This is a genomic window from Spongiactinospora sp. 9N601, from assembly GCF_044326295.1.
In the GTDB taxonomy this organism is placed as follows: domain Bacteria; phylum Actinomycetota; class Actinomycetes; order Streptosporangiales; family Streptosporangiaceae; genus Spongiactinospora; species Spongiactinospora gelatinilytica.
In genome coordinates this window covers 113,621-136,092 of sequence record NZ_JBIRBB010000023.1, presented here as the reverse complement: position 1 = coordinate 136,092, position 22,472 = coordinate 113,621, and the positions used below count along the sequence as shown (strand labels likewise).

At 69.8% G+C, this 22,472-nt stretch carries 20 protein-coding genes and 1 tRNA gene; 10 read left to right on the top strand and 11 right to left on the bottom strand.

The features are described from left to right. Nucleotides 1-117: 117 nt before the first annotated feature. Nucleotides 118-681: a YceI family protein gene (locus tag ACH34R_RS39010; protein WP_397566623.1), complete on the bottom strand. Its 564-nt coding sequence runs from the start codon at nt 679-681 to the stop codon at nt 118-120. A gap of 103 nt (nt 682-784) precedes the next feature. On the opposite strand from ACH34R_RS39010, the gene ACH34R_RS39005 reads away from it, so the two are divergent. Next, nucleotides 785-1,264 carry a MarR family winged helix-turn-helix transcriptional regulator gene (locus tag ACH34R_RS39005; protein WP_397566622.1) on the top strand — a complete coding sequence of 160 codons (480 nt, stop codon included), beginning with the start codon at nt 785-787 and terminating at the stop codon, nt 1,262-1,264. A gap of 18 nt (nt 1,265-1,282) precedes the next feature. Here ACH34R_RS39005 and ACH34R_RS39000 read toward each other — a convergent pair whose 3' ends face one another. Continuing rightward, a complete protein-coding gene (locus tag ACH34R_RS39000) occupies nt 1,283-1,783 on the bottom strand; it encodes a SigE family RNA polymerase sigma factor (protein ID WP_397566621.1) in 501 nt (166 codons plus the stop codon). 600 nt (nt 1,784-2,383) lie between these two features. Here ACH34R_RS39000 and ACH34R_RS38995 point away from each other — a divergent pair. Together ACH34R_RS38995 and ACH34R_RS38990 are read left to right on the top strand one after the other, a co-directional pair. Then, the gene (locus tag ACH34R_RS38995) at nt 2,384-3,427 is read left to right on the top strand and encodes a hypothetical protein (RefSeq protein ID WP_397566620.1); all 1,044 of its coding nucleotides are present in this window, start codon (nt 2,384-2,386) and stop codon (nt 3,425-3,427) included. Then, entirely contained in the window at nt 3,405-4,259 is an 855-nt protein-coding gene (locus ACH34R_RS38990) for a MauE/DoxX family redox-associated membrane protein (RefSeq protein ID WP_397566619.1), read from the top strand. Before ACH34R_RS38995 ends, ACH34R_RS38990 begins: the two co-directional genes overlap by 23 nt. A 161-nt stretch (nt 4,260-4,420) precedes the next feature. Here ACH34R_RS38990 and ACH34R_RS38985 read toward each other — a convergent pair whose 3' ends face one another. Next, nucleotides 4,421-5,602, bottom strand: coding sequence for an AAA family ATPase (locus ACH34R_RS38985; protein ID WP_397566618.1), 1,182 nt, complete (start codon nt 5,600-5,602; stop codon nt 4,421-4,423). A 354-nt stretch (nt 5,603-5,956) separates the two neighbouring features. Then, nucleotides 5,957-6,379 (bottom strand): 50S ribosomal protein L11, encoded by a 423-nt coding sequence (gene rplK, locus ACH34R_RS38980; RefSeq protein WP_397566617.1) that lies wholly within the window; start codon nt 6,377-6,379, stop codon nt 5,957-5,959. Between the two features lie 44 nt (nt 6,380-6,423). Here rplK and ACH34R_RS38975 point away from each other — a divergent pair, with 44 nt between their 5' ends. Next, nucleotides 6,424-7,347, top strand: a complete 924-nt coding sequence (locus ACH34R_RS38975; protein WP_397566616.1) for a MerR family transcriptional regulator — start codon at nt 6,424-6,426, stop codon at nt 7,345-7,347. A gap of 29 nt (nt 7,348-7,376) precedes the next feature. Beyond that, nucleotides 7,377-8,129, top strand: coding sequence for a M15 family metallopeptidase (locus tag ACH34R_RS38970; RefSeq protein ID WP_397566615.1), 753 nt, complete (start codon nt 7,377-7,379; stop codon nt 8,127-8,129). 391 nt (nt 8,130-8,520) lie between these two features. On the opposite strand, the gene ACH34R_RS38965 is transcribed toward ACH34R_RS38970, so the two are convergent. Both ACH34R_RS38965 and ACH34R_RS38960 read right to left on the bottom strand, forming a co-directional pair. Next, nucleotides 8,521-9,783, bottom strand: coding sequence for a pentapeptide repeat-containing protein (locus ACH34R_RS38965; protein WP_397566614.1), 1,263 nt, complete (start codon nt 9,781-9,783; stop codon nt 8,521-8,523). Between the two features lie 39 nt (nt 9,784-9,822). Beyond that, nucleotides 9,823-10,752, bottom strand: a complete 930-nt coding sequence (locus ACH34R_RS38960; protein ID WP_397566613.1) for a hypothetical protein — start codon at nt 10,750-10,752, stop codon at nt 9,823-9,825. Nucleotides 10,753-10,885: 133 nt separating this feature from the next. Here ACH34R_RS38960 and ACH34R_RS38955 point away from each other — a divergent pair, with 133 nt between their 5' ends. Next, on the top strand, nt 10,886-11,746 hold the full coding sequence (locus ACH34R_RS38955; RefSeq protein WP_397566612.1) for an NUDIX domain-containing protein: 861 nt from the start codon (nt 10,886-10,888) through the stop codon (nt 11,744-11,746). A 64-nt stretch (nt 11,747-11,810) separates the two neighbouring features. Then, nucleotides 11,811-11,897, top strand: a tRNA-Ser gene (locus ACH34R_RS38950). 8 nt (nt 11,898-11,905) lie between these two features. On the opposite strand, the gene ACH34R_RS38945 is transcribed toward ACH34R_RS38950, so the two are convergent. Further along, nucleotides 11,906-13,915 (bottom strand): AAA family ATPase, encoded by a 2,010-nt coding sequence (locus ACH34R_RS38945; RefSeq protein ID WP_397566611.1) that lies wholly within the window; start codon nt 13,913-13,915, stop codon nt 11,906-11,908. 148 nt (nt 13,916-14,063) lie between these two features. Between ACH34R_RS38945 and ACH34R_RS38940 the strand changes: the two genes are divergently transcribed. Continuing rightward, complete coding sequence (locus ACH34R_RS38940) at nt 14,064-15,020, top strand: NAD(P)H-quinone oxidoreductase (protein ID WP_397566610.1); 957 nt, start codon at nt 14,064-14,066, stop codon at nt 15,018-15,020. 15 nt (nt 15,021-15,035) lie between these two features. Then, nucleotides 15,036-15,563, top strand: a complete 528-nt coding sequence (locus tag ACH34R_RS38935; protein ID WP_397566609.1) for a bacterial proteasome activator family protein — start codon at nt 15,036-15,038, stop codon at nt 15,561-15,563. 87 nt (nt 15,564-15,650) lie between these two features. On the opposite strand, the gene ACH34R_RS38930 is transcribed toward ACH34R_RS38935, so the two are convergent. Next, nucleotides 15,651-16,469, bottom strand: a complete 819-nt coding sequence (locus ACH34R_RS38930) for an HAD family hydrolase (protein ID WP_397566608.1) — start codon at nt 16,467-16,469, stop codon at nt 15,651-15,653. 219 nt (nt 16,470-16,688) lie between these two features. Between ACH34R_RS38930 and ACH34R_RS38925 the strand changes: the two genes are divergently transcribed. Then, nucleotides 16,689-16,892, top strand: a complete 204-nt coding sequence (locus ACH34R_RS38925; RefSeq protein ID WP_111170261.1) for a cold-shock protein — start codon at nt 16,689-16,691, stop codon at nt 16,890-16,892. 219 nt (nt 16,893-17,111) lie between these two features. On the opposite strand, the gene serS is transcribed toward ACH34R_RS38925, so the two are convergent. The 3 genes from serS to ACH34R_RS38910 all read right to left on the bottom strand — a co-directional run bounded on the left by serS (nt 17,112) and on the right by ACH34R_RS38910 (nt 20,729). Further along, the gene (serS, locus tag ACH34R_RS38920; protein WP_397566607.1) at nt 17,112-18,377 is read right to left on the bottom strand and encodes a serine--tRNA ligase; all 1,266 of its coding nucleotides are present in this window, start codon (nt 18,375-18,377) and stop codon (nt 17,112-17,114) included. Between the two features lie 66 nt (nt 18,378-18,443). Continuing rightward, nucleotides 18,444-19,364, bottom strand: coding sequence for a prephenate dehydratase (pheA, locus tag ACH34R_RS38915; RefSeq protein ID WP_397566606.1), 921 nt, complete (start codon nt 19,362-19,364; stop codon nt 18,444-18,446). A gap of 42 nt (nt 19,365-19,406) precedes the next feature. After that, nucleotides 19,407-20,729, bottom strand: coding sequence for a glycosyltransferase 87 family protein (locus ACH34R_RS38910; RefSeq protein WP_397566605.1), 1,323 nt, complete (start codon nt 20,727-20,729; stop codon nt 19,407-19,409). Nucleotides 20,730-22,472 lie beyond the last annotated feature (1,743 nt).

Below are 22,472 nucleotides of genomic sequence, written 5' to 3'. Positions count from 1 at the left end.
GGCAAAGCGGATTGGCAGGTGGAGAGGCGAAACCACCTCTCGACTCCACCAAGCCGCAGGCCCCGACATCCTTTGTCCACAACCTGTGGACAAAGGATGTGGGCAAGCGGCGGGTCGTCAGGCGGCCGGCTGGGCCTCGACGTCGATCTCTACCTTGACCTTCTTGCTGACCAGGACTCCGCCGGTCTCCAGGGCCTGGTTCCAGGTGAGGCCGAAGTCCTCGCGGTCGAACTCTGCGGCGATGGAGACGCCCCATACTTCGTGCCCCCACGGGTTCGTCCCGGTACCGCCGTATTCGACGGTGAGCTGGACCTCCTTGGTGACGTCCCGGATGGTGAGGTCGCCCGCGACGGTGAACTCGCTGCCGGAGCGGCTGATGAAGCGGGTGGTGCGGAACTTCAGCTCAGGGTACTTCTCGGTGGCCAGGAAGTCGTCGCTGCGGAGGTGGCCGTCGCGGTCGGCGACGCCGGTGTCGATGCTGTCGGCCGCGATGGTGAGCTCGGCCGTGGACTCCGTGGGGTTCTCGGCGATCGTGACACTACCGGAGAACTTCCCGAAGTTGCCGCGGACCTTGCTGACCATCATGTGCTTCACCACGAAGCCGACGCTGGAGTGCATGGCGTCGATGGTGTAGGTGCCGGCCGTCGGGATCGTGAGCCCTTCCCATGCACGGGTGCCCATGGTCTTCTCCTCGCGAGGATTATTGAACAGCGGATGGTTGCTTGTTCATCTTTCTATCGGACAACTCTTCCTCACGTCAACTATCGTCGACTACACTGTCCCAATGCACTCGTTCGACGACCCCAGACTCACCGCCATGGGCCTGCTGTCCGAGGTCCAGGCCGGACTGTCCGCGAAGATGGTGCCGTCGTTCGCCGCCGCCGGGCTCTCGTTGATCGACTTCGAAACGCTGATCCGGCTGTCCCGCTCGCCTCGCCGCAGGCTCCGCATGAGCGACCTCGCCGCCCAGACCAGCATGTCCACCAGTGGTGTCACGCGTGTCGTCGACCGGCTGGAGCGCGAGGGCATGGTCGAACGGCAGGCGTGCGACACCGATCGGCGGGCCTCCTACGCGGCGCTCACCGGCGCGGGGGCCGACAGGCTGGCGAAGGTGCTGCCGCAGCACCTCGACGACATCGACCGCTGGTTCACCGGGCTGCTCAGTCCCGAGGAGCTGGACGGCCTGCTGTCGGCGCTGCGCGTGATCCGTGACGTCGTACGGCCGTGCGCGACCGCGGGGGCGAGCGGCGAAGAGGAAGCGTAACCGGCGCATTCGGCCTGGTCAGGCACGGCGTTGCGCCGGAACGACGAGTTCGCCGCGCAGCTTGGCCATCGCCCGCGAGACCGTGCTCTTGACCGTGCCGACGCTGATGCCCAGCGTCTTGGCGATCTCCGGTTCGGTCATGTCCTCGTAGTAGCGCAGTACGACGGCGGCCCGCATCCGCTCCGGCAGCCGGTCGAGGGCCTGTTCCAGCAGTTCGTAGGCGTGCTCGTGGCCGGCGTGCGGGGCCGCGGGCGGCTCGGGCAGCTCTTCGGCCGGGTACTCCTCCAGCTTCCGCCGCCGCCACCAGGAGATGTTGATGTTGACCATGGCCCGCCGCACGTAGCCGTCGAGGGCCGCGCGGTCCTGGATGCGGTCCCAGGCCAGATAGGTCTTGGCCAGCGCGGACTGGAGCAGGTCCTCGGCGTCCATAGGGTTGCCGGTGAGCCGGCAGGCGGTACGGAGCAGCGCCGGTCCGCGCGCCTCGACGTACGCGCGGAACTCATCGGTTTGCACGTCCATCACGATCACCCGCCGACCACAGAGGGGCTTGCCCGTGCGCCTCGGTACCGTGTCACGGCGACAGCCCCCACGCCGGGCAGCATTTGCCAGACACCTCCCTTGTGGCCAGAATCGCAGCCGGACCGCCCGATACGGCTGAACCGTAATCCAGGTTTCGCCCTGCCAATAGCAAAGAAGGGCCAAGTATCGGGACACGAGCCACACGACCCGCTCGGCGACCGGAGACGTGCACCCGCCCATCCGGCCACTGCGGCAACAGAGGCACCGGCCGGCACCCATGGCCAGCCCGAGCACAAACTGCGAGAAATCGCCAGGTAGCCGATCCCCCTGGTCAGGGTAAGGATTGCTGAGAAGCGGTAGGCGTACTTTTCTACTCAGGGACGGAAATGTCTATCCGCCATACCATCAGTCGGGAAATATCAGCAGAACATACTCGATACACCCTCTGCCCATGTGAGGCTGTCTTCTGAGAGGTCATGGAGGGGCCTCGCAGCGGCCAGCCCTGTGGCCGAGAGAGGGGATCGCCGGGCCCCGCGTACCGCTCGTGTACCGTGAGGGCCGGCGCGCACGGACGACCAGAAAAACGATTGGGACAGGCGGATGACCGACCCGACCACCGTTCACCGGCGTCGCGCCCTCGCCGCGGCCGTACTCGGGCGTACCCCCGAGCGGCCGGAGAGCTCCGACGGCGGCCAAGAGCCGCTGCGCGCGGTCACCGGGCGAATCCTCGACGCGAGCCCGCACATGATCGTCGTCGAGGCCGGGAACGGGGCGGAGGAGCGCCTGGTGGTCGCCCCCTGGGCGGTCGCATGGCGCGGCGGTGACGTGGCCGTCACGGATCTGCCCGCGGGGACGAATGTGATCATGCGTACGGTTCACGAAGGCAAGGTCGTTGACCGGATATGGGCTGACACGACCCGGATCACCGGGACGATCGTGTCGATCCGTACCGACGGCAAGGACCAGCTAGTGGAACTGGACGCCGGTCCGCACCGGGGCCGGCACACGATCGTCATCCCTTATCGGGCATCCGGAAGGCTCCGAGTACGGCATCCGAAATTCGAGCCGGGGTACCTCTTCGATGCGATCGGCGTGCGCGAGGGCGACGTACTGTCCGCGCGGCTGCCCGCCACCTCGCAACCGCCCTACCGGGCGCGGGCCGTACCGGTCCCGCCTCCCGCGTACGGCGGGGCGCAGTCCCGCGTGGCCGGCACGGTCACCTGGTCGGACGCCATCCCGGAGAGCGGACACCGAGCACGGGACGGACACCGAACGGAGAACACGCGCCTATCGGACGACCGACAAGGCACTACGGACCAGCACATCTCGGGCGACGGCCACGGAGCCGCCTACCCGATGCTGGAACGGTCCGACAGCGGATGCGACGACGCGGGGACATCGTGCGCGGGCCTGCCGTACCTCGCGCTGGGTTCGCTGCTCAACGTGCAGAACACCTGCACCGGGCGCGCGATGTCGATCCCGATCGTCGCCTGCGGCTGCCTCGCCGGGCGGTTCTGTGACCGGTGCGTGGAATGCGACACCTCACCGCGCGGCAGGATCGCGGAAGTGTCGCCCGTCTCTTTCGTCGAACTGGGTGGAGACCTGATCAAGGGGTGTTTCAATGCCAGGATCGGATTGGGGTGACATGCCGGCGACGGTCGCCACGGCGCAACTGCCGCTGGTGGTGTTACTGCTGGCGCTGGGGAGTGCCGCGAAGGTGGCAACGATCCGCGCCGACGCCGAACCGGGCGGGCTGACCAGGCTCGGACCGGCCGTACTAGTACCCGAACGCTGGCGTGCGCCGGCGCTCGCCATATGCGCGGCGGGTGAGCTGACGCTCGCCGCCGGGATGACGTTCACGACATATCCACTCTTCCGCTGGGCAGCGGTGGGATTCTTCGCCATGTCCACCTATGTGCTCGTCGATCTGCGGCGGCGGCGTCCCGACGTGGGGTGCGGCTGCTTCGGCGAGGTCAGTTCGCGCCCGATCGGCGTACGCTCGATCGGCCGGACCGTACTGCTGACCGCGATGGCCGTCGGCACGCTCGCGTACCCCGGCACCGGATGGGCGGCGATGTCCGGAATCACCTGGACGATGGCGGGATGCACCGCGGTGGGCCTCGCCCTGCTGGCCGCGCTCTCGCCGGAGCTGGAGGAGGCGGTCGCCCGGCTCCGGCATCGCGCGCCGTGCGAGCAGCGCCCGCTCGCGCCGGGCACCGCGCTCGCCCGGCTGCGCGCCAGCGCGGCCTGGGACGACCATCGGATGCTGCTCACCGGCGGCGAGCCGATGGACACCTGGCGGGAGCTGTGCTGGCGGTTCTTCGCGTTCGCCGACCGGACGCCCGACGGGGCACCGGTCGACGTGGTCTTCGCCGTCTACCTGAGCGGCCGGCGACCGCCGGTACGGGCGGCGTTGGTGAGCGCGGACGGCGCGCCGGTAGAGCCGCTACGGGAATCTATGGCCGTATCGGCCTGACGCTAGAAGGCCGTATAAAAGCCGAGAACCAAGCCCAGCACCAAGCCGGGAACTCAGCCCAGAACTCAGCCGAGTACGGCTCGATATAGCTCTATACGGCTCTCTAGCTTCCCCACTAGAGAGCCGTATAGAGGTCTAGGAGGCCGGCTCGGCCACACCGATCAGACGGGCTGCGCGCGAAGGAACTTGCCGAAGTGCGGGACGGTGAACGCGATCAACCCCCGTTCGGCGCTGTAGATCAGACCTTTCTTGATCAGGCTGTCGCGGGCCGGGGACAGGCTGGACGGCTTTCTGGTCAGCGCCTCGGCGACCTCGGCGGTCGCCACCGGCTCGTCGCCGATCGAGGCCATGGCGTGCATGTAGTCGCGCTCGGCGGGGGTCGCGCGCTCGTAACGGCTGCCGAAGAACCCGACCGCCAGCTCGGCCTCGGCCTCGGGGGCCGCCAGCCGCACGTCGTCGGCGGTGATCGGCGAACCGAGCGCGAGGTCCCAGGTGACCTTGCCGTACGCCTGGACGAAATAGGGGTATCCGTCGGCCGCCGTGTAGAGCGCGTCGAGCGCCTCCTGGGTGAACTCGACCCCCTCACGCTCGGCCGGCGCGATCAGCGCATGGTCGGCCGCCGCGCGGTCGAGACGGTCGATGCGGGTATATCGGAACAGCCGCTCGGAGTAGCTCTTACTGGCGCTGAGCACGCTCGGCAGGTGGGGCAGGCCCGCGCCGACCACGATCAGCGGGCCGCCGCTCTGCGACAGCTCGTGGCAGGCCGCGCACAGCGCCGAGACGTCGGCGGCCTGGACGTCTTGCATCTCGTCGATGAACAGGGCGATGCCGACCCCGAGGTCGGTCGCCACCGAGGCGGCGTCGACGAACAGCTCGGTCAGGTCGATCTCCAGGTCGCCCGAGTCGGCCCGGCCCCGGCTCGCGGGCACGTCGATGCCGGGCGACCAGTGGGAGGTGCCCTTGGCGGCCGACGGGTCGCGCATCGCGAACGCCTTGAGCACGCCGAGGAAGTCTTCGATGCGCTCGGGGGCGCGGTGCCGCGGCGCCAGCTCACGGATCGCCATGTGCATCGCGGCGGCGACCGCGCGCCGGATGGACTGGTCGGGCCGGGCCTCGATCTTGCCGGTGCCCCACAGCCGCTGCATCGCCATCGACTTGAACGTGTTGAGCAGCACGGTCTTGCCGACGCCGCGCAGCCCGGTGAGGACCATGCTGCGCTCGGGGCGGCCACGGGCCACCCGTTCCAGCACGACCTCGAACTGCTGGAGCTCACGGTCGCGGCCGGCCAGCTCGGGCGGACGCTGCCCGGCCCCGGGGGCGTAGGGGTTGCGCACGGGATCCACGCTCTCGGACTTTATGACGGGATATAGCGGCCGTCGTAGATTTCCGTAGAAAGTGCTACGGCGTGTCGCCCGCGGCCGGCCCGGAGCCTTCGAAACCAGCAGGTGCGGCGCCACGGAAAGCGTCACCGAAGGCGTCACCGGAGATGTCACCGGAGGCGTCGCGGCGCACGCGGGGGCGGGCGTCGCGATGATCGCTCTTCCCATGGCGCACCCCTCGCAGGTAAGATCGTGGTCCGAACCGGTGTTCGATCCGATTGCCATCGACTGTAGCGCGGCATCGAACACCTGCGCGAGTTTTTCGCCGAATTCCGAGTAAAGATCTTGCTGGCTCGCGTTGCCGCAGGCCAGCGACCGTCACCCCTTCACGACCAGGCCCATCGAGCGCGCCGTGCCGGCGATGATCTTCTCGGCTTCCGCGGGATCATCCGTGTTCAGGTCGGACATCTTTACCCGTACCACCTCCTGAAGTTGTTCCCGGGTGATCGTCCCCGCCGGCGCGTGCCCGGGCCGAGGGCTCCCCGCGGCCAGCCCGGCGGCGTGCCGCAGCAGCGACGCCGTGGTCGGCTTCTTGGTCACCATCTCGAAGGAGCGGTCGTCGAAGACGGTGAGCACCGCCGTGACGTCGAACCCGCGCAGGTCCTGGGTCGCGGCGTTGTACCGCTTACAGAACTCCATCAGGTTGACGCCGAGCGGGCCGAGGTCCTTGCCCACCGACGCCGGGTTCGCCTCACCGGCCCTGGCCTGGATCTTCACTACGCGACTGATCTTCTTTGCCATGAGCGGCACGCTAAAGTCTCCAGTTACGGGAGGCTCAAGCGAATATGTACACCATCGGCCAGTTGTCCAGGCTCTCCGGGCTACCGATCAAGACGATCAGGTTCTACTCCGACAGCGGCGTACTCCCCGAGTACGAGCGCACCCCCGCCGGCTACCGCCTCTACCGCGAGGAGGACAGGGCCCGGCTTGAGGTCATCAGGACCTTGCGGGAGATCGGGGTCGACCTGGCCACCATCCGCGGCCTCGGCGACCGCGACCTGCGCGACGTGCTCACCCTCCACCTGGAGGCGGTCGAGACGCGGCTCCGGTCGTTGCAACGCACCCGCGCGGTACTGCGCGCCACCCTGGACCGCGCCGACCCGACCGACGAGGACCTGCGCAGGCTCAACTCCCTCGGCAGGTACGGCGCGGCGGAGATGCGCCGCCTGGCGAACGACTTCGCCGACGACGTCGCGAGCGGCAACACCGCGCTGGACGAATGGTTCGCCTGCCTGCGCGAGGCCATGGTGCCCGAACTACCGGACGAGCCCACCATCGACCAGCTCGACGCCTGGCTGGAGCTGACCGAACTCCTGGCCGCCGACGACTTCCGCGAAAGCCTGCGCGGCCAGGGTTCCGACTTCTGGGATAACGCCGACGAAATGGACCTCGCGGCGTGGCAGCAGGCCAGCGCGCGGATCATCGAGGAGGCCACGGCCGCGCTCCAGGCCGGGGTGAAGCCCGATTCACCGGCCGCCGCGCCGATCCTGGCGCGCATCGTCGCCCTCAACGCGGAGGGACGCGGCCGGCCGTACGACGCGGCGCTCTGGCGGACGCTGCGCAAGGAGTACGACGAGCACGACCCACGCTCCCACCGGTACTGGGAACTCATCTACACCATCCGCGGCCTGCACTGGCCACCCGAACAGGTCATCGCCCACCTGTGGATCGGCGACGCGCTGCACCACCACGATCACCCTGAGAGCTGATCCGGTCACTCATCGCTTAAGCTGCGTATGTGGCCTCACGTGGGAGAACACTCCAGCCGACGCTTCTGCTGTCCGGGTGCCTGGCACTCGCGACGGCCTGCGGCGCGGGCAACGCGCTCGGCCCGACCGGCGGCACCACCCCCCAGCCCCCGGTGACGACCGCGCCCTCGCCCGCCACACCAATGCCAAGCCCGACCCCGAGCCCGACCGGGCCGCCCGAATACACCGCCAAGGTCTCCAAGCTCACCCGCGCCGACGTCGCCCACTCCTGGCGCCCCGGCTGCCCGGTCCCGCTACACGACCTCCGCCTGGTGACCCTGACCCACTGGGGTTTCGACGACAAGGCCCACACCGGCGAACTCGTCGTCCACCGCACGGTCACCGACGATATCGAGACCGTCTTCAAGCAGTTGTACGAATGGCGCTTCCCCATCAAGCGAATGAAGCGCGTCGACGCCTACCGCGGCAGCGATTTCGACTCCATCGAGGCCAACAACACCTCCGCCTTCAACTGCCGCGCCGCCACCGGCTCGGGCAACTGGTCCAAACACGCCTACGGCCAGGCCATCGACATCAACCCCAGAGAAAACCCCTACGTCACCGCCGACGGCTCCGTCGCCCACGCCAACGCCCGCCAATTCGCCACCCGCCCCCTCGCCAAGCCCGGCGTGATCAACCCCGGCGACCGCGTCGTCCGCGCCTTCCAACGCCTCGGCTGGGAATGGGGCGGCACCTGGTCCGGCACCAAGGACTACCAACACTTCAGCAAGGGCGGCGGCTGACACCTGGGACGGTGCCGGCGCGCTATGGCGCTGACCTACGGTTCGCGGGTCAAGGAGTGCCGACAGCCGTGGTGCGTGTGCTGTATGAAGGAGACCTTGTATCTGATCCCCTCCACGCATTGGGGCCGATATGGACGGTGGCGTCGTCGCGATCTCACTGGGCTCGTCGGTGTGGCGGGCAGCCCCCTCAAAGGGCTCAGGTTCTGATGAAGTCACCTGGCGAGCAGCGATCGGTGCATCCTGCCTATCGGGACGGGCGGCGAGCGTCGGAACGCTGCTGCTGGTTTCGTTCGGCAAACGTGATTCCGGCGGTCCCGGCCGGTAGAAGCAGGGCTGCGGGCAGTTCGGAAGGCGCGGCGCGGCGCAGCGGGGAGATCTTGTGGGAGCCGGGTCACCGGAACTTCGTCGTGGAATCGACCTTGGCCACCGCTCGGATCTCCTGTTCGGTCTTTCCGCGTATTTGGCGTAGGTCCGCGCCGGTCAGGTCGGTGCCGGTCAGGTCGGCGCGGGTCAGGTCCGCATGTTTCATGTAGGCGCGGGTCAGGTTGGCACCGCGCAGGTTCGCGTGGTGGAGGGTGGCGTAGGGAAGGTGGGCGCCGGGCAGGCTTGCGCCGGACAGGTTCGTGTGGGTGAGTATGGCGCTGCCCAGGTCCGTGCCGACCATCTGGGCCTTGCTCAGGTCCGCGTGGCTCAGCTCTGCGCTGCGGAGCATGGCTCCGCTCAGGTCCGTGCCGGTCAGGCGGGCGCCGGCCAGGTTGGACGCGTGCAGGTTGGCTCTGTTCAGGTTCGCGTTGGGCAGTTTCGAGCCGTTGAGGTCCATGCGGGGGAAACGGATTTCGGAGAGATCGGCCGGCTCGGTGGTGGCCAGGGTGGGGGCGATGTTCAGGGCCGCCAGGACATCGGCTTCGGGGCGGATGATCTGGATTCGGGAGATCTCCGCGAGGTCGATGGCGGTGCATCTCCTGGGCGGCGTTTTCTGGTTCGGTGCCAATGTGCAGGCGTCGTGGCCCCGGACGAAGGCGGCCAGGACGTTGCCGATGGTTTCGCGGTCACGGGGTGAATCGCCGGCGAGGCGTTGCAGGGCGTAGATGCCGCCCAGGCGGACGTCCTGTTTGGTGGAGCCGAGTTGTTCGACGGCCTTGGTGTAGCGGTCGGTGATCTGGCTTTCCCGGGTGGTTTCGACGGTGCGGGCGGTGTACCACAGGCCAAGCGCGGTGAACACGACGCCGCCGATCACGACGAGGCCGGTCGCGGATTGGATGAGTGTGTGACGGGCGGCGTTGATGGCCTCGACCCGCTCGGTGGGCGTCATCTGCGCGCGTTCGGATGCCGTTAGCGGGCTCGTCTCTCCGGCCAGCCTCCGTGCCGCCGGGCCGATCAGGAAGGCGACGCCCAGGCAGGTGGCGAGGGTCACGGCGATGCCGATCAGGGCCCATTGTGCCCACTGGGGGGCGGGCCGGGCGAGGGCAGACCATAAGGAGGCCGCGATCACGACGAGGGCGAAGGCCGTAAAGATCGATCGCTGCCATCTTCTCCAGCGGCTTCTGGGCATTTCCTGGGGGGCTTTGGTATCGCGTGCGTTTCGCCGGGCCTTGGCAGCCGCCGCAGAGGTGATCGCCGAGCGGGCGGATGGGCGGGGATGTTTACCGGTCATATCCCAATTCCACCCATTGGCTGTGGCGGCGGTGAGCGGTCAGCGGTCTTTGGTATAGGTGAGGGTGGTGTTCTCGGGGATGATGTGGCGGGGGTTGATGGGCTTGAAGTGCCAGTCGGAGCCGCCTTCGGTGATGTAGGCGCGGGCGTACGGTTTGGCCGGGGCGGTGACTTTGAAGAGGTAGCCGGAGGGTTTGCCGGTTCGCCAGGTGGCGGGGATGGGGATGGCGTGTTTTCTGCCCTGGGAGCTGACGGTGAGGGTGGCGCGGAAAGTGCAGGAACGGCCGGTGGTGGTGAAGTTGAGTACGAATTCGCGGGAGTCGCCCTTGTCGAGGGCGACTTGGTGGGTGAAAGGGCCGGAGAGGGCGCCGGAGGGGGTGACGTTCTGGGCAACTGGGCGTGGGGCGTCGAGGTTGAAGCCGATGGTGACCGGTGGGGCGGTTTCGCCGCCGTCGCCGATGGCGGGGAGGCGGACGGCAGTGCCGTTGAAGGGGGGCTCGCACTTCAGGTCGCTCAGCTCGGCTCCGTGGACGAGGGCCGTTGTGGCGTGCTGAGCGGTGACCGTGATCGCGGTGCCGGTGACGCCCAGGTGAATGGTGTTCGCCTGGAGCCAGTGGATGATCTCGTAGCCGTTCATCGGGAACCGCATTCCGCCGACGGAATGGACCTTGTCGCTGGCGTACCAGGCCGGGCCGAGCCAGGACGTCCCTTCGGAGACGAGGATCGGGTCTCCTGATTCGAGTTTTTCGTCTTTTTGCTTGTCTTCCAGCGCAATATCGGTGGTGCGGTGGCTGTCGCAGTACGCCAGGCCGGCCAGTGCGGTGCCGACGACCGCCACCAGGGCGGTGGCGATGCCCAGTGGCGTGGCCCAGCGATCTTTATCCGGCATGGCGCCCCTTCCCTTTTGAATGGGCCGCAGTATAGGGAAGATGGCCGGTTGCCAGGCGGTGATAATTGAATGTGGGCTCACTTACCGTTTGGCGATGGTTGTCTAATAAGGCCGGGATTTTCCAGAGGCGGAAGGTAAAGCGATCCCCATGTGGTCGCCGTCATCCGCTGTGAGGGAACCGTGGCGAGCTGACGGCTGGGGCAAGATGGTGCCCATGGCGGCCAACGACGGCGACGGGTGGGCTCAGTGCGGGCGCGGGCATCGGCATTGGGGGGTCCACGGCGCGTCGGGGCTGCTGGCCGTTCATCACGACATGACCGGTACGCCTTACATCCTCATGCAGAAACGGTCATGGTGGAGCCATTACGGGGGCACCTGGGGATTCCCCGGGGGTGCGCGGGACAGCCATGAGGATCCGGTCACCGCGGCGTTGCGCGAGGCGGAGGAGGAGGCCGGGCTCGACGGCGAGGGGTTGCGGGTGCAGGGGGTGTACCACGACGACCACGGCGGGTGGACCTTCGACACGGTCATCGCGGAGGCGGCGGGCCTGCTCCCGGTCTCGGCGAGTGCGGAGAGCGACGAGCTGGTGTGGGTCGCCGCCGACGAGGTCGTGGACCGGCGGCTGCATCCGGGGTTCGCGGAGACGTGGCCGGCCATCCGGCCGGCGCTGAGCCCGGTGGTGCTCGTGCTGGACATCGCCAACATCGTCGGGGCGCGGGCCGAACATGGGTGGTGGCGGGATCGGGCGGGGGCCGCGGCGAAGCTGCTGTCGGCGGTACGGGACCTGGCGGACGACGGGCTGCGGGCCGAGCCGGAGGGGTTTCCACGGCTGGCGCGGTGGTTCCCGCGGGTGGTCGCCGTGGTGGAGGGGGCGGCGCGCGGCGTGGGCGGGCCTCCGGGGGTCGGGGTGGTACGGGCCGAGGGCAGCGGTGACGACGCGATCGTACGTACGGTACGGGAGGTCCCGGCCTGGGAGCGGGTCCTGGTCGTGACCGCGGACCGCGAGTTGCGGCGGCGGGTGAGCGAACTGAACGCGGCGGTGACCGGCCCGCGCTGGCTCCTCGATCAACTCTGACTGACCGGCAGGGCGATAAAGGGCCGCGAGCAGGGGGGCGGCACCGCTATCGTTGGTGTCTACGGGAGGGTTCGCATAGTGGACTAGTGCAGCCGCCTTGAAAGCGGCCAGGCCAGCGATGGTCTCGTGGGTTCGAATCCCACACCCTCCGCCGATCCTTCAGTGGACCACCGTGGTGGGCACCGGGGCGAAGCCGTCGCCGACCGAGGCGGCCAGGCGCAGGTAGGCGTCGCGGGTGGCCTCCTGGAGGCGGTCGAGGTCGATCTCGGCGCCCTCTTCCAGGTGCGGGTCGTACGGCACGCGTACGACCTCCCGGCAGCGGGCCGCGAAGTGGGCCTCCAGCTTGTCCAGGTCGACCGTCGACTTCGACCTCGGGCGTACGCTGCACAGCACCACGTTGGCGTTGCGCACCAGGTCCTCGTAGTGGTGGGCCTCCAGCCAGTCGAGGGTCGCCGAGGCGGCCCGTGCACCGTCCACCGAGGGGGAGCTGACCAGTACGAGCTGGTCGGCGAGGCCGAGCACGCCCGACATCGCCGAGTGCAGCAGGCCGGTGCCGCAGTCGGTGATGCAGATGGAGTAGAAGTTCTCCAGAACCTGGGCGACGGCCTGGTAGTCGCCCGCGCTGAACGCCTCCGACACGGACGGGTCACGGTCAGAGGCCAGAATCTCCAGCCGCGAGGGGGCTTGTGAGGTGAATGCCCTGATGTCCACGTAACGCTTGATCTGGGCGCGTTCGTTGAGCATGTCGCGTACGGTCGCCGACGTCTCCAGCTCGACCTTGTCGGAGAGCGTGCCCCGGTCGGGGTTGGCATCGACGGCGATCACGCGGTCGCCGCGGATCTGCGCGAGCGTCGAACCCAGGCCGACCGTGGTGGTCGTCTTGCCGACGCCGCCCTTCAGGCTCAGCACGGCGACACGGTGGTGGCCGCTGGCGACCGGGATGCGGGCGCGGGCGATCAGCTCTCGGCGGCGGCGTACCACGGCGGGCTCGCCGGGCTTGATCCAGCCGGCGGACGCCTTGTAGACCAGTTTGCGCCAGCCGCCCGAGGGGCCGTTGCGCCGGCCGCGCAGCAGCGAGTCGGGGTCGAGGCTGTCGGCGTTGGGGCGGCCGGACAGGTCGGGGACGGCGGAGGCCGGCTTACGCGCGCGCCGGGTGGAGTGCTGGGCCGGGGCCGAGCTGAACGTCGGCGCGGCCGGAGGCCGTTCCGGCTGCTGAGGGGCCGGTGCTACCGGTGCTGCCGGTGGTGCGGGCGGCTGGGGCTCGGTGAGGCGGCGGCGGGCCTGGTACGGCGTGCGCTCGCCGGTCTCCGGACCGCCGGGATCAGTGCCCGCCGGGACCTCTGGTGAAGTGCCCTCAGAGACCCCCGGGGAAGTGGGCGGGGTGAGCGACCATTCGGACGGGAGTGAGGGATTGGTGGGATTCGTCGGGCTGGTCGGGCCGGTGGCGGGGGCCGGCGGGCTCCACGAACTCCATTGGTTCTGCTCCTGCGCCCCGGGCTCCTCCTCCGGGAGCCGCAGTGACGCCGCGGGCGAAAGGTCCTCCGCCGTCGTGGAGGGCGAGCCGGCGGGCTGGGCCGCCTCCTGTGGCTCCGGCGGCTCGAACAGGCCGCGCTCTCCCAGGCGCAACGGCGGCACCGTACCGAACGCGCTCTCGAACTCCGCCGGGGGCATCGGCGGCACCGCGTCCGGCGACGCAACCTCAGATGACTCCTCAGCCGACACCGAGGGCGACACCGAAGATGGCACCGGGGGCGACACCGCCTGCGATGTGTCAGATGGTGTTGGGGCCGGAGACGGTGGCGGCTCGGCGGCCTCCTGGCGGGGCAGCGGGCGCAGCGGCTCAAGGAACCCCTCGTCCCCCGTGCCCGACGCCGCGCCTTCCTCGCCCCCAGAACGCTCGGGAGCGGCCGGCGGCAGTGTGAAGGCCCCGGAGACCTCGGCCGCCTGCTTCCACTCCTCGGCGGTGGAGCCGGAGGCGCGGGACAGCGCGGCCGGATCGGTCTCGTTGGCCGCCGCCAGCCAGGGATCCTTCGGATAGGGAGAGGCCACGGTGTCGTCCACGGCAGTGGCCACGACACTGGTCGGAGCCTCTTCGTTCTCCTTGATCGCATCGAGCCAGGCGAGCTGTTCTTCGAGCGAGTGGGGATCCTCACGATCGTGTCGTGCCACCGTTTTCCCCCTAGGGGCTGGGCATATCAGGTGCAGCAAACACATTGCAGATTATCGCCCCGCGTTCCAACCAACAGGGCAACCGTCAAGTTCTCGTCATCCGGCGGGCGGCCGTCCAGCGGCAGGGCCGGGCGGATAGGTTGGCCGCATGCGTGCCATCGTCATCTCCCGTCCCGGCGGTCCAGACGTGCTGAGCTGGGAGGAGGTGCCCGATCCGCGCCCGGGTCCCGGCGAGGTGCTGGTGGAGGTCGCCGCCTCCGCCGTCAACCGCGCCGACCTGCTCCAGCGGAAGGGCTTCTACGACCCGCCGCCCGGCGCTTCGCCGTACCCGGGCCTGGAGTGCTCCGGGATCGTCGCGGAGGTGGGGCCGGGCGTCGAGGGGTACGCGCCGGGCGACGAGGTGTGCGCGCTGCTGGCCGGCGGCGGGTACGCCGAGCGGGTGGCGGTCCCCTGGCAGCAGCTCATGCCGGTGCCCGAGGGGGTGTCGCTGACCGACGCCGCCGCGCTGCCCGAGGTGGCCTGCACGGTGTGGTCCAACGTGTTCATGACGGCGCGGCTGCGCCGCGGCGAGACCCTGCTGGTCCACGGCGGGGCCAGCGGGATCGGCACGCTGGCCGTCCAGCTCGCCAAAGCGTACGGCTCGCGCGTGGTGGTCACCGCGGGCTCGGCGGAGAAGCTGGCCCGGTGCCGCGAACTCGGCGCGGACGACGGGGTCAACTACCGCACCGACGACTTCGCCAAGGCGTTCACCGCCGATGTGATCCTGGACATCATCGGCGGCAAGTACCTGAAGGACAACGTGCGGGCCCTCAACACCGGCGGGCGCATCGTGGTGATCGGCTTGCAGGGCGGTACGAAGGGCGAGCTGGACCTCGGCGCGCTGCTGGCCAAGCGCGGCTCCGTCCACGCCACCACGCTGCGCTCGCGCCCGGTCGATGAGAAGGGCGCGATCGTCCGGAGCGTGGTGGACAACGTGTGGCCGCTGATCAGCGCCGGAGCGGTCCGTCCTGTGGTGGATATCACGGTCCCGCTCGCCGACGCGGCCCGCGCGCACGAGGCGCTCGAAGAAGGCTCCCACTTCGGGAAAATCCTGCTGGTCCGGTGAGCTAGGTTGAGATTCATGAATGCTGAGGAGAGCACCCCGCACATCGTGGTCGTGGACCCTCAGGGCGTCCCGGTCAAGGATGAGAACGGCGACTCCGAGGAGCGGTCGGTCACCGAGCTGGTCGAGCAGCCGGCGAAGGTCATGCGCATCGGGAGCATGATCCGTCAGCTCCTGGAAGAGGTCCGCGCGGCCCCCCTTGACGAGGCGAGCCGCAAGCGGCTCAAGGAGATCCACCAAAGCTCCATCAAGGAGCTTGAGGACGGCCTCGCGCCCGAGTTGGTCGATGAGCTGGAACGGCTGTCGCTGCCGTTCACCAATGACGATCAGCCGCCGAGCGACGCGGAGTTGCGCGTCGCGCACGCGCAGTTGGTCGGGTGGCTGGAGGGCCTGTTCCACGGGATCCAGACCACGCTGTTCGCGCAGCAGATGGCCGCCCGCGCCCAGCTTGAGCAGATGCGCCGGGCGCTGCCCGGCGGATTCCCGCAGGGCGACGAGCATCTACAGCAGCAGCAACAGCACCGTGCGTCCGGCCCGTACCTATAAGCCGGTAGGCCCTATAAGCCGGTAAGCCCCCCAGAAGCCGCTCAGAAGCGCTGAGCGGCCCGGGGCGCCCTCTCCACCTTCCCCTCCTCAGGGAAGGGGCTGTACGGCGCTGTAGAGCCGTTCCAGCACCGCCGCGACGCCGTCTTCGTCGTTGGCCGCCGTCACCTGATCGACGGCGGCCAGGACCCGCGGGTGCGCGTTGGCCACCGCGTACGCCGTGCCCGCCCACGCGAGCATCGGCAGATCGTTGGGCATGTCACCGAACGCCACCGCCTCCCGCGCGGTGATGCCGTGCCGCCGGGCGAGCGCCGCCAGCGAAGTGGCCTTCGTCACACCGCGCGCGCTCATCTCGATGATGCCGTCCCCCCGGCTGGAGTGGGTGGCGGTCACCAGATGCCCCACCACGTCGTGTACGACCGTCAGCAGGTGGTCGGGGGCCATCGTGAGGTCCTGGGCCAGCAGCTTGGCGCAGGGCCGCGCCACGAGGCCGGAATCGTCCACCGCGGGCCCTTCCGGTGTGCGACTGTCTCTACCGTCGGGCCGAAATCGGGCCTCGCGTGCGAATCCACCCGCATATTCCGCGCTGAAGGCGAGTGCGGGCATCCGGTCACGTAGTGCCGCGACCGCCTCGCGCAGCACTCCGGAGGCGATCAGGTGGGACTCCACGACCGCCTCGGTGTGCAGATCGTAGACGAGTGCGCCGTTCGCACAGATCGCCAGGCCACGGTGGTGAACGGCGGCGGCCACGGCGCTCATCCAGCGTGGCGGCCTGCCGGTGACGAAGACGAGCAGCGCCCCCGCGCGCTCGACGAGCGCGAAGGCCGCGGCCGTACGCGGAGAAATGGTTCCATCGGTACGCAGTGCGGTGCCGTCGAGGTCGGTGGCGACCAGCCGGGGTCTAGTCATAACGGTTACAGTCTGCCCGGAACCATGCTCGGTGAGGAAACTTTGCGATGGTGGGAACACCACGGCCCTGGATGGTGTTAGATATGTTGACGTTGTATTAGCTAGATCCCGTTGTGAATACCAGCTTGACTGTCTGAGCCACCCCGGGGCTGCGCTGTACGACACACCGGGATTCACGAGGTGTGGATCCCAAGTTTCACATCCTGAGGGAGAGCTTTAATGGCTCAGGGAACCGTCAAGTGGTTCAACGCTGAGAAGGGCTTCGGCTTCATCGCCCCGGACGGCGGCGCGCCGGACGTTTTCGTCCACTACTCCGAGATCGTAGGCAACGGCTACCGCAGCCTCGAAGACGGCCAGCGGGTCGAGTTCGAGATCACGCAGGGGCAGAAGGGTCCGCAGGCGTCGCAGGTACGCGGTATCTGACGACGTCACCGGCTTCGCCGTAAAGGGCGGGGTTCGCTCAAAGCGAACCTCGCCTTTCGCGCATCTAACGGCAAAACTTCCAGCGGGCGAATCAGTGGGGTGTTCGGGCGCGGTCAGGATCGTTGAAAACCCTTCTCCGGCCATGGGATGCGGAAATGATCCCGGAGTACGGGAAGGGGCCCAGCGGGCCCGTACGGACCCACTGAGCCCCGCGCCGGGCTATTTCTTCACCGGCTCCAGCACTTCGAGACCGACATAGGGGCGGAGCGCGGCCGGCACCACCACCGAGCCGTCGGCCCGCTGGTGGTTCTCCAGGATCGCGACGATCCAGCGGGTGGTGGCCAGCGTGCCGTTGAGCGTGGCGACCGGGCGGGTCTTGCCGTCCTCGCCGCGGTGGCGCACCGACAGCCGCCTGGCCTGGAACTCCGTGCAGTTGGAGGTCGAGGTGACCTCCCGGTAGCGGCCCTGGGACGGGATCCACGCCTCGCAGTCGAACTTCCGCGCCGCCGAGGTGCCGAGGTCGCCCGCCGCGACGTCGATCACCCGGTAGGGCAGCTCGACCTTGGCCAGCATCTCCTGCTCCCAGGCCAGCAGCCTGCGGTGCTCCTCCGCCGCGTCTTCGGGACGGCAGAAGGAGAACATCTCCACCTTGTCGAACTGGTGGACGCGGATGATGCCCCGGGTGTCCTTGCCGTAGGAGCCGGCCTCCCTGCGGAAGCACGAGGACCACCCCGCGTAGCGCAGCGGAAGCGCGGCGGCGTCGAGGATCTCGTCCGCGTGGTAGGCCGCGAGCGGCACCTCCGAGGTGCCCACCAGGTAGAGGTCGTCTTCGGGGAGGTGGTAGATCTCCTTGTCGTGCTCGACCTGGAAGCCGGTGCCGCGCATGGCGTCGGGCTTGACCAGCACGGGCGGGATCATCGGCGTGAAGCCCGCCTCGACCGCCTGCTGCATGGCCAGGTTGAGCATGCCGAGCTGGAGGCGGGCGCCGACGCCCGTCAGGAAGAAGAACCGCGCCCCGGAGACCTTCGCGCCGCGCTCGGTGTCGATCGCGCCGAGCCGTTCGCCCAGCTCCAGGTGGTCGCGCGGCGCGAAGTCGAACGACGGCTTCGCGCCGACCTCCTCCAGCACCACGTAGTCGTCCTCGCCGCCGTGTGGGGCGGCCTCCTCGACCAGGTTGGGCACCGCGGCGACCGCCGCGGTGAGCCGGCCGGCCAGCGCCTCGGCCTCCGCCTCGGCCGCCTTGACCTGCGCGGCCAGCTCCTTGGCCCGGCTCAGCAGCGCGTCCTTCTCCGCGCCGGACGACCTGGACACCGACTTGCCCATGGACTTCTGCTCGGCGCGCAGGCTCTCGAACGAACTGAGCGCGGAACGGTGACTCGCGTCGAGTGCGAGCAGTGAGTCGACGATCGAGTCGTCTTCGCCCCGGGCGCGCTGCGACGCCCGGAGCCGGTCCGGGTCTTCTCGGAGGGTACGCAGGTCAATCACAGGGCAAAGGCTACCGGGGAGGAAGGCCGCGCCGCGCGTGGACGCGACCCCCGCCCGCGGCGATCTTCAGAGGCGCCCTTCGCGGACCCGGGCCAGCCACTCCCCCGCCTCGGCGAACTCGGCGTCGGAGGTGCCCCGCCGGATCTGCGGCGCGATGCCGTCGGCCCGCGGGTAGCTGCCCAGGAACCGCACGTCGGCGCACACCCGGTGCAGGCCGGAGATCGCCTCGCCGACCCTGGCGTCGGCCACGTGGCCCTCGAAGTCGAAGAAGAAGAAGTAGCTGCCGATGCCGTCGCCGGTGGGCCGCGACTCGATGCGCGAGAGGTTGACCCCCCGCACGGAGAACTCGGTCAGCAGCTCCAGCAGCGCGCCCGGGTGGTCTTCGGCCAGGTAGGCGACCGTCGAGGTGCGGTCGGCGCCGGTCGGCGCGGGCAGCGGGGCGGGCCTGCCCACCATGACGAACCGGGTCACCGTGTCGTCGCGGTCGCCGATGTTGGCGGCGATCTCCAGCAGGCCGTAGTGCTCGCCCGCGATGGCCGCGCCGATGGCCGCGTCGTACGGCGAACTGGGCAGCGCCACCTCCTGGGCGGCGGCGGCGGTGGACGCGGAGGCGATCACCACGGCGTCGGGCAGCTCACGGGCGATGAACCCGCGGCACTGCGTGTGCGCGGCCGGGTGGGTCAGCACGCGCTTGATGTGCCCGATCTCGGTGCCCGGCCGGGCGAGAAGCGAGAAGCGGACCGGGAGCAGCAGCTCGGCGGTGATGAGCAGCGGTTCGCCACGGACCAGCTCGTCGAGCGTGGAGGCGATGCCGCCTTCGAGGGAGTTTTCCAGCGGGACCACCGCGGCGTCGGCCACGCCACGCCGTACGGCTTCGAGCGCCGCCCCCACATTGGGGCAGGACAGACGCTCGGCCTCGGGCGCCAGGATCCGCAGGGCCTCCTCGCTGAAGGTGCCCTCGGGCCCCAGATAGGCGAGTTTCGACATATCACCAGGGTAGCCACTGCGCGGCGTGGTGAACCCGAATTTCTACCTGTCCGATTCATCGTCGAGCCGCGCCCGTTCGTCGTCGAGCCGCGCCCGCCGCCGGGGCAGCCAGGAGCCGAGCAGCCAGACCAGGCCGAGCGCGCCGAGCCCGAAGGCGTTCTGCACGATCCTGCCGATCACCGGGCTGACCACGGGTATCTCGGCGGCCCTGATCGTGACCCCCCACCACGGGATCGGCACGACGTAGTAGAGCCACACCCCGCCCGCGACCCACAGGCGCACCCGGTCCCGGCCGTCGCCCACCAGGGCCCCGAGCACCACGACGACCCAGGCCAGGTGGTGGATCCAGGCGACCGGCGACAGCAGTACGGCCATCAGGGCGGTGAGCGCCACCGCGGTGAGCGTGTCGCCGGCGGCCAGGGCCTCGCGGGCGCGGCGGTAGCCGTACCAGCCGACCGCGGCGACCAGCGCGAGCCAGAGCCCGGTGCTGAGCGGTTCGGGCCAGTAGAGCCGCAGCAGCATGCCGCGCATGGACTGGTTGGTGGTGCCGGTGTTGGCCCCGAGCCGGTCGCTGTCCAGCAGCGCGGAGAACCAGAACTGCGCCGCGTCCTGCGGGATGACCAGGAACGGCAGGACGGTCAGCAGGCCCGCCGTGAGGACCGCCACGTACAGGGTCCGGCGCTGCCCTCTGTCGTGGTCGCGGCCCCAGCTCGTGATCAGCAGGTAGATCAGGAAGACCCCGGGCGTGAGCTTGACCGCGGTGGCGATCCCGATCAGCAGCCCGCGCGGCCACCACGGGCGGCGGGCCACGCAGTCGGCCAGGCAGAGCGCGACCAGCAGGATGTCCACCTGGCCGAAACGCACCTGGTCCCTGATCGGCATCAGGTAGGTGCAGGCGATCATCAGGGCGGCGAACAGCAGCGGCGTCGCGAGGCCGTTGCGGAGGCCGTTGCGGAGGCCGTTGGCACGGGTCGTCGCACGGGTCATCGCAGGGCGGAAGGCATGGCCGACGGTCACCGCGAGCGCCAGGAAGATCCCCACGGTCCACACCCACTGCGCCACCGGCCAGCTCAGCGCGGCCAGTGGCGTGGCCAGCAGCCCGGCGACCGGCGGGTAGGTGAACGGCAGGAGCTGGGGGGCCGGGGTGATGAACTCGTACAGCGGACGGCCGTCCAGGATGGCCTGTCCCCCGGTACGGTACACATCGAGATCGACGAGCCGTTGGTCGTCTACGTTGAAAAGCCAGTAGCCGACCAGGGGCGCGACCGCCGCGGCCACGAGCAGTACGGCGGGCGGCCACGCCCACCACCGCCACGCGGCCTTCGTGACGGTGGGCTCGACGGAGGACACCTCGCCAGTCTTCACGACGTGGGAGGTTACCGTGGAGCCTTGAACCGGCGCGGGCGAGGCAGGGACGGCCCCCCGCCGGAGCCGGGCCGAGCACAGGTAGACCCGGACAAGCAGGCAAGCACTAAGGAGCGGCATCACATGCATCGCCCGGACGCCCGCACCGCGTACGGCTCGCTCCGCTCCCCCCGCGCCGCCGCGGTGCTGGCGGCGCTGGCCGCGCTGTTCTGCCTGGCGGCCCCCGGGGGCACGGCCGAGGCCGCCGCGCGTCCGGCTCCGGTGCCGGTGGCCGTGATCGGGGTCCCCGGCCTGGAGTGGTCGGACATCGACCGGGCGACCACCCCCAATCTCTGGAAGCTGGCCGCCGAGGGCGCGGTGGGGTCGCTGTCCACACGTACCATCCCGCCGCCCGACCGGGCGATCACCTGCCCGGTGTCCGGCTGGCTGACGATCTCGGCGGGCCAGCGCGCGGGGGCGCCGGGGGCCGGGTGCGGGCTGCCGCCGCTGCCCGAGCCCACCGCGGACGGCGGCGCGCGGGTGCCCGGCTGGGACAACCTGCGGGCGTTCAACGACGACCAGTCATACCGGGCGCGGATCGGGGCGCTCGGTCAGGCGCTGGCGGACATCGGGTGGAAGGTCGCGGCGATCGGCCCCGGCGCGGCCCTCGGCGCGGCCGACAAGAGCGGAAATATCGCCAAATACTCGGCCACGCCGGAGGGCATCGACGACCTCACCCCCTACCGCCTGATCGTGATGGAGGCCGACGAACTCGCCAGGGCCTGGATCGACCGTGGCGTGGACGGCAGCGGCGAGCCCATCCCGCCCACCGAGCAGGCCAGGGAGCACGCCGTGGCCACCGCCGACCGCGAGATCGGCACGCTGCTGGCCCGGCTGCCACCGAGCGCCTCGGTCCTCGTCGCGGGCATCTCCGACATCTCCACCGCCGCCCACCTGCACGTGGCCATCGCGCACGGCCCCGCGCCGGACGGCAAGCGGTACGCCGGGCGGCTCACCGCCTCCTCCACCCGCCAGCAGGGCCTGGTCACCATCACCGACCTGACCGCCACCGCGATGTACCTGGCCGGCCTGGAGCCCCCGGCCGGGGTGAGCGGCCGGCCCTGGCATGTCAACTCCCCCGGCGGCGCGACCGTGCGCGAACTCTCCGACGCCGACCTGGCCAGCCAGGTGCTGCGTACCGTCCGCACGCCCTTCTACATCGCCCTGGTCATCGTCCAGGTGCTCTTCTACCTGGCCGCCGCCATCGCCGTACGGCGGGGCAAGGGCGGCTCGCGGCTGCTGGCCGCCACGCAGGTCGTCGCCGTGGTCAGCGCGGCCGTCGCGGTGTCAAGCTTCCTGGCACAACTGGTGCCGTGGTGGAGCACCGGCAGCGCGATGGCCGGGCTGATCGCGACCATCCTCGGGTTCGCCTTCCTGATCACCGGCCTGGCCTTCGCCGGGCCCTGGCGGCACGCGGTGCTGGGGCCGCTGACGGTGGTCGCCGGGGTGACCTCGCTGGGCCTGATGCTCGACGTCGCCAACGGCTCCCAGCTCCAGATCAACGCGGTGACCGGCTACGAACCGGTCACCGGCGGGCGCTTCTACGGGTTCGGCAACATCGCGTTCGCGGTGTTCGCCACCGCCTCGATCATGCTGCTGGCCGGGCTCGCGCACCCCCTCGTCAGCCGGGGCAGACGCCGTCTGGCGCTCGTGGTGTGCGGGGGGTACGGCCTGCTGGCGGTGTTCGCCGACGGGTGGCCGTCG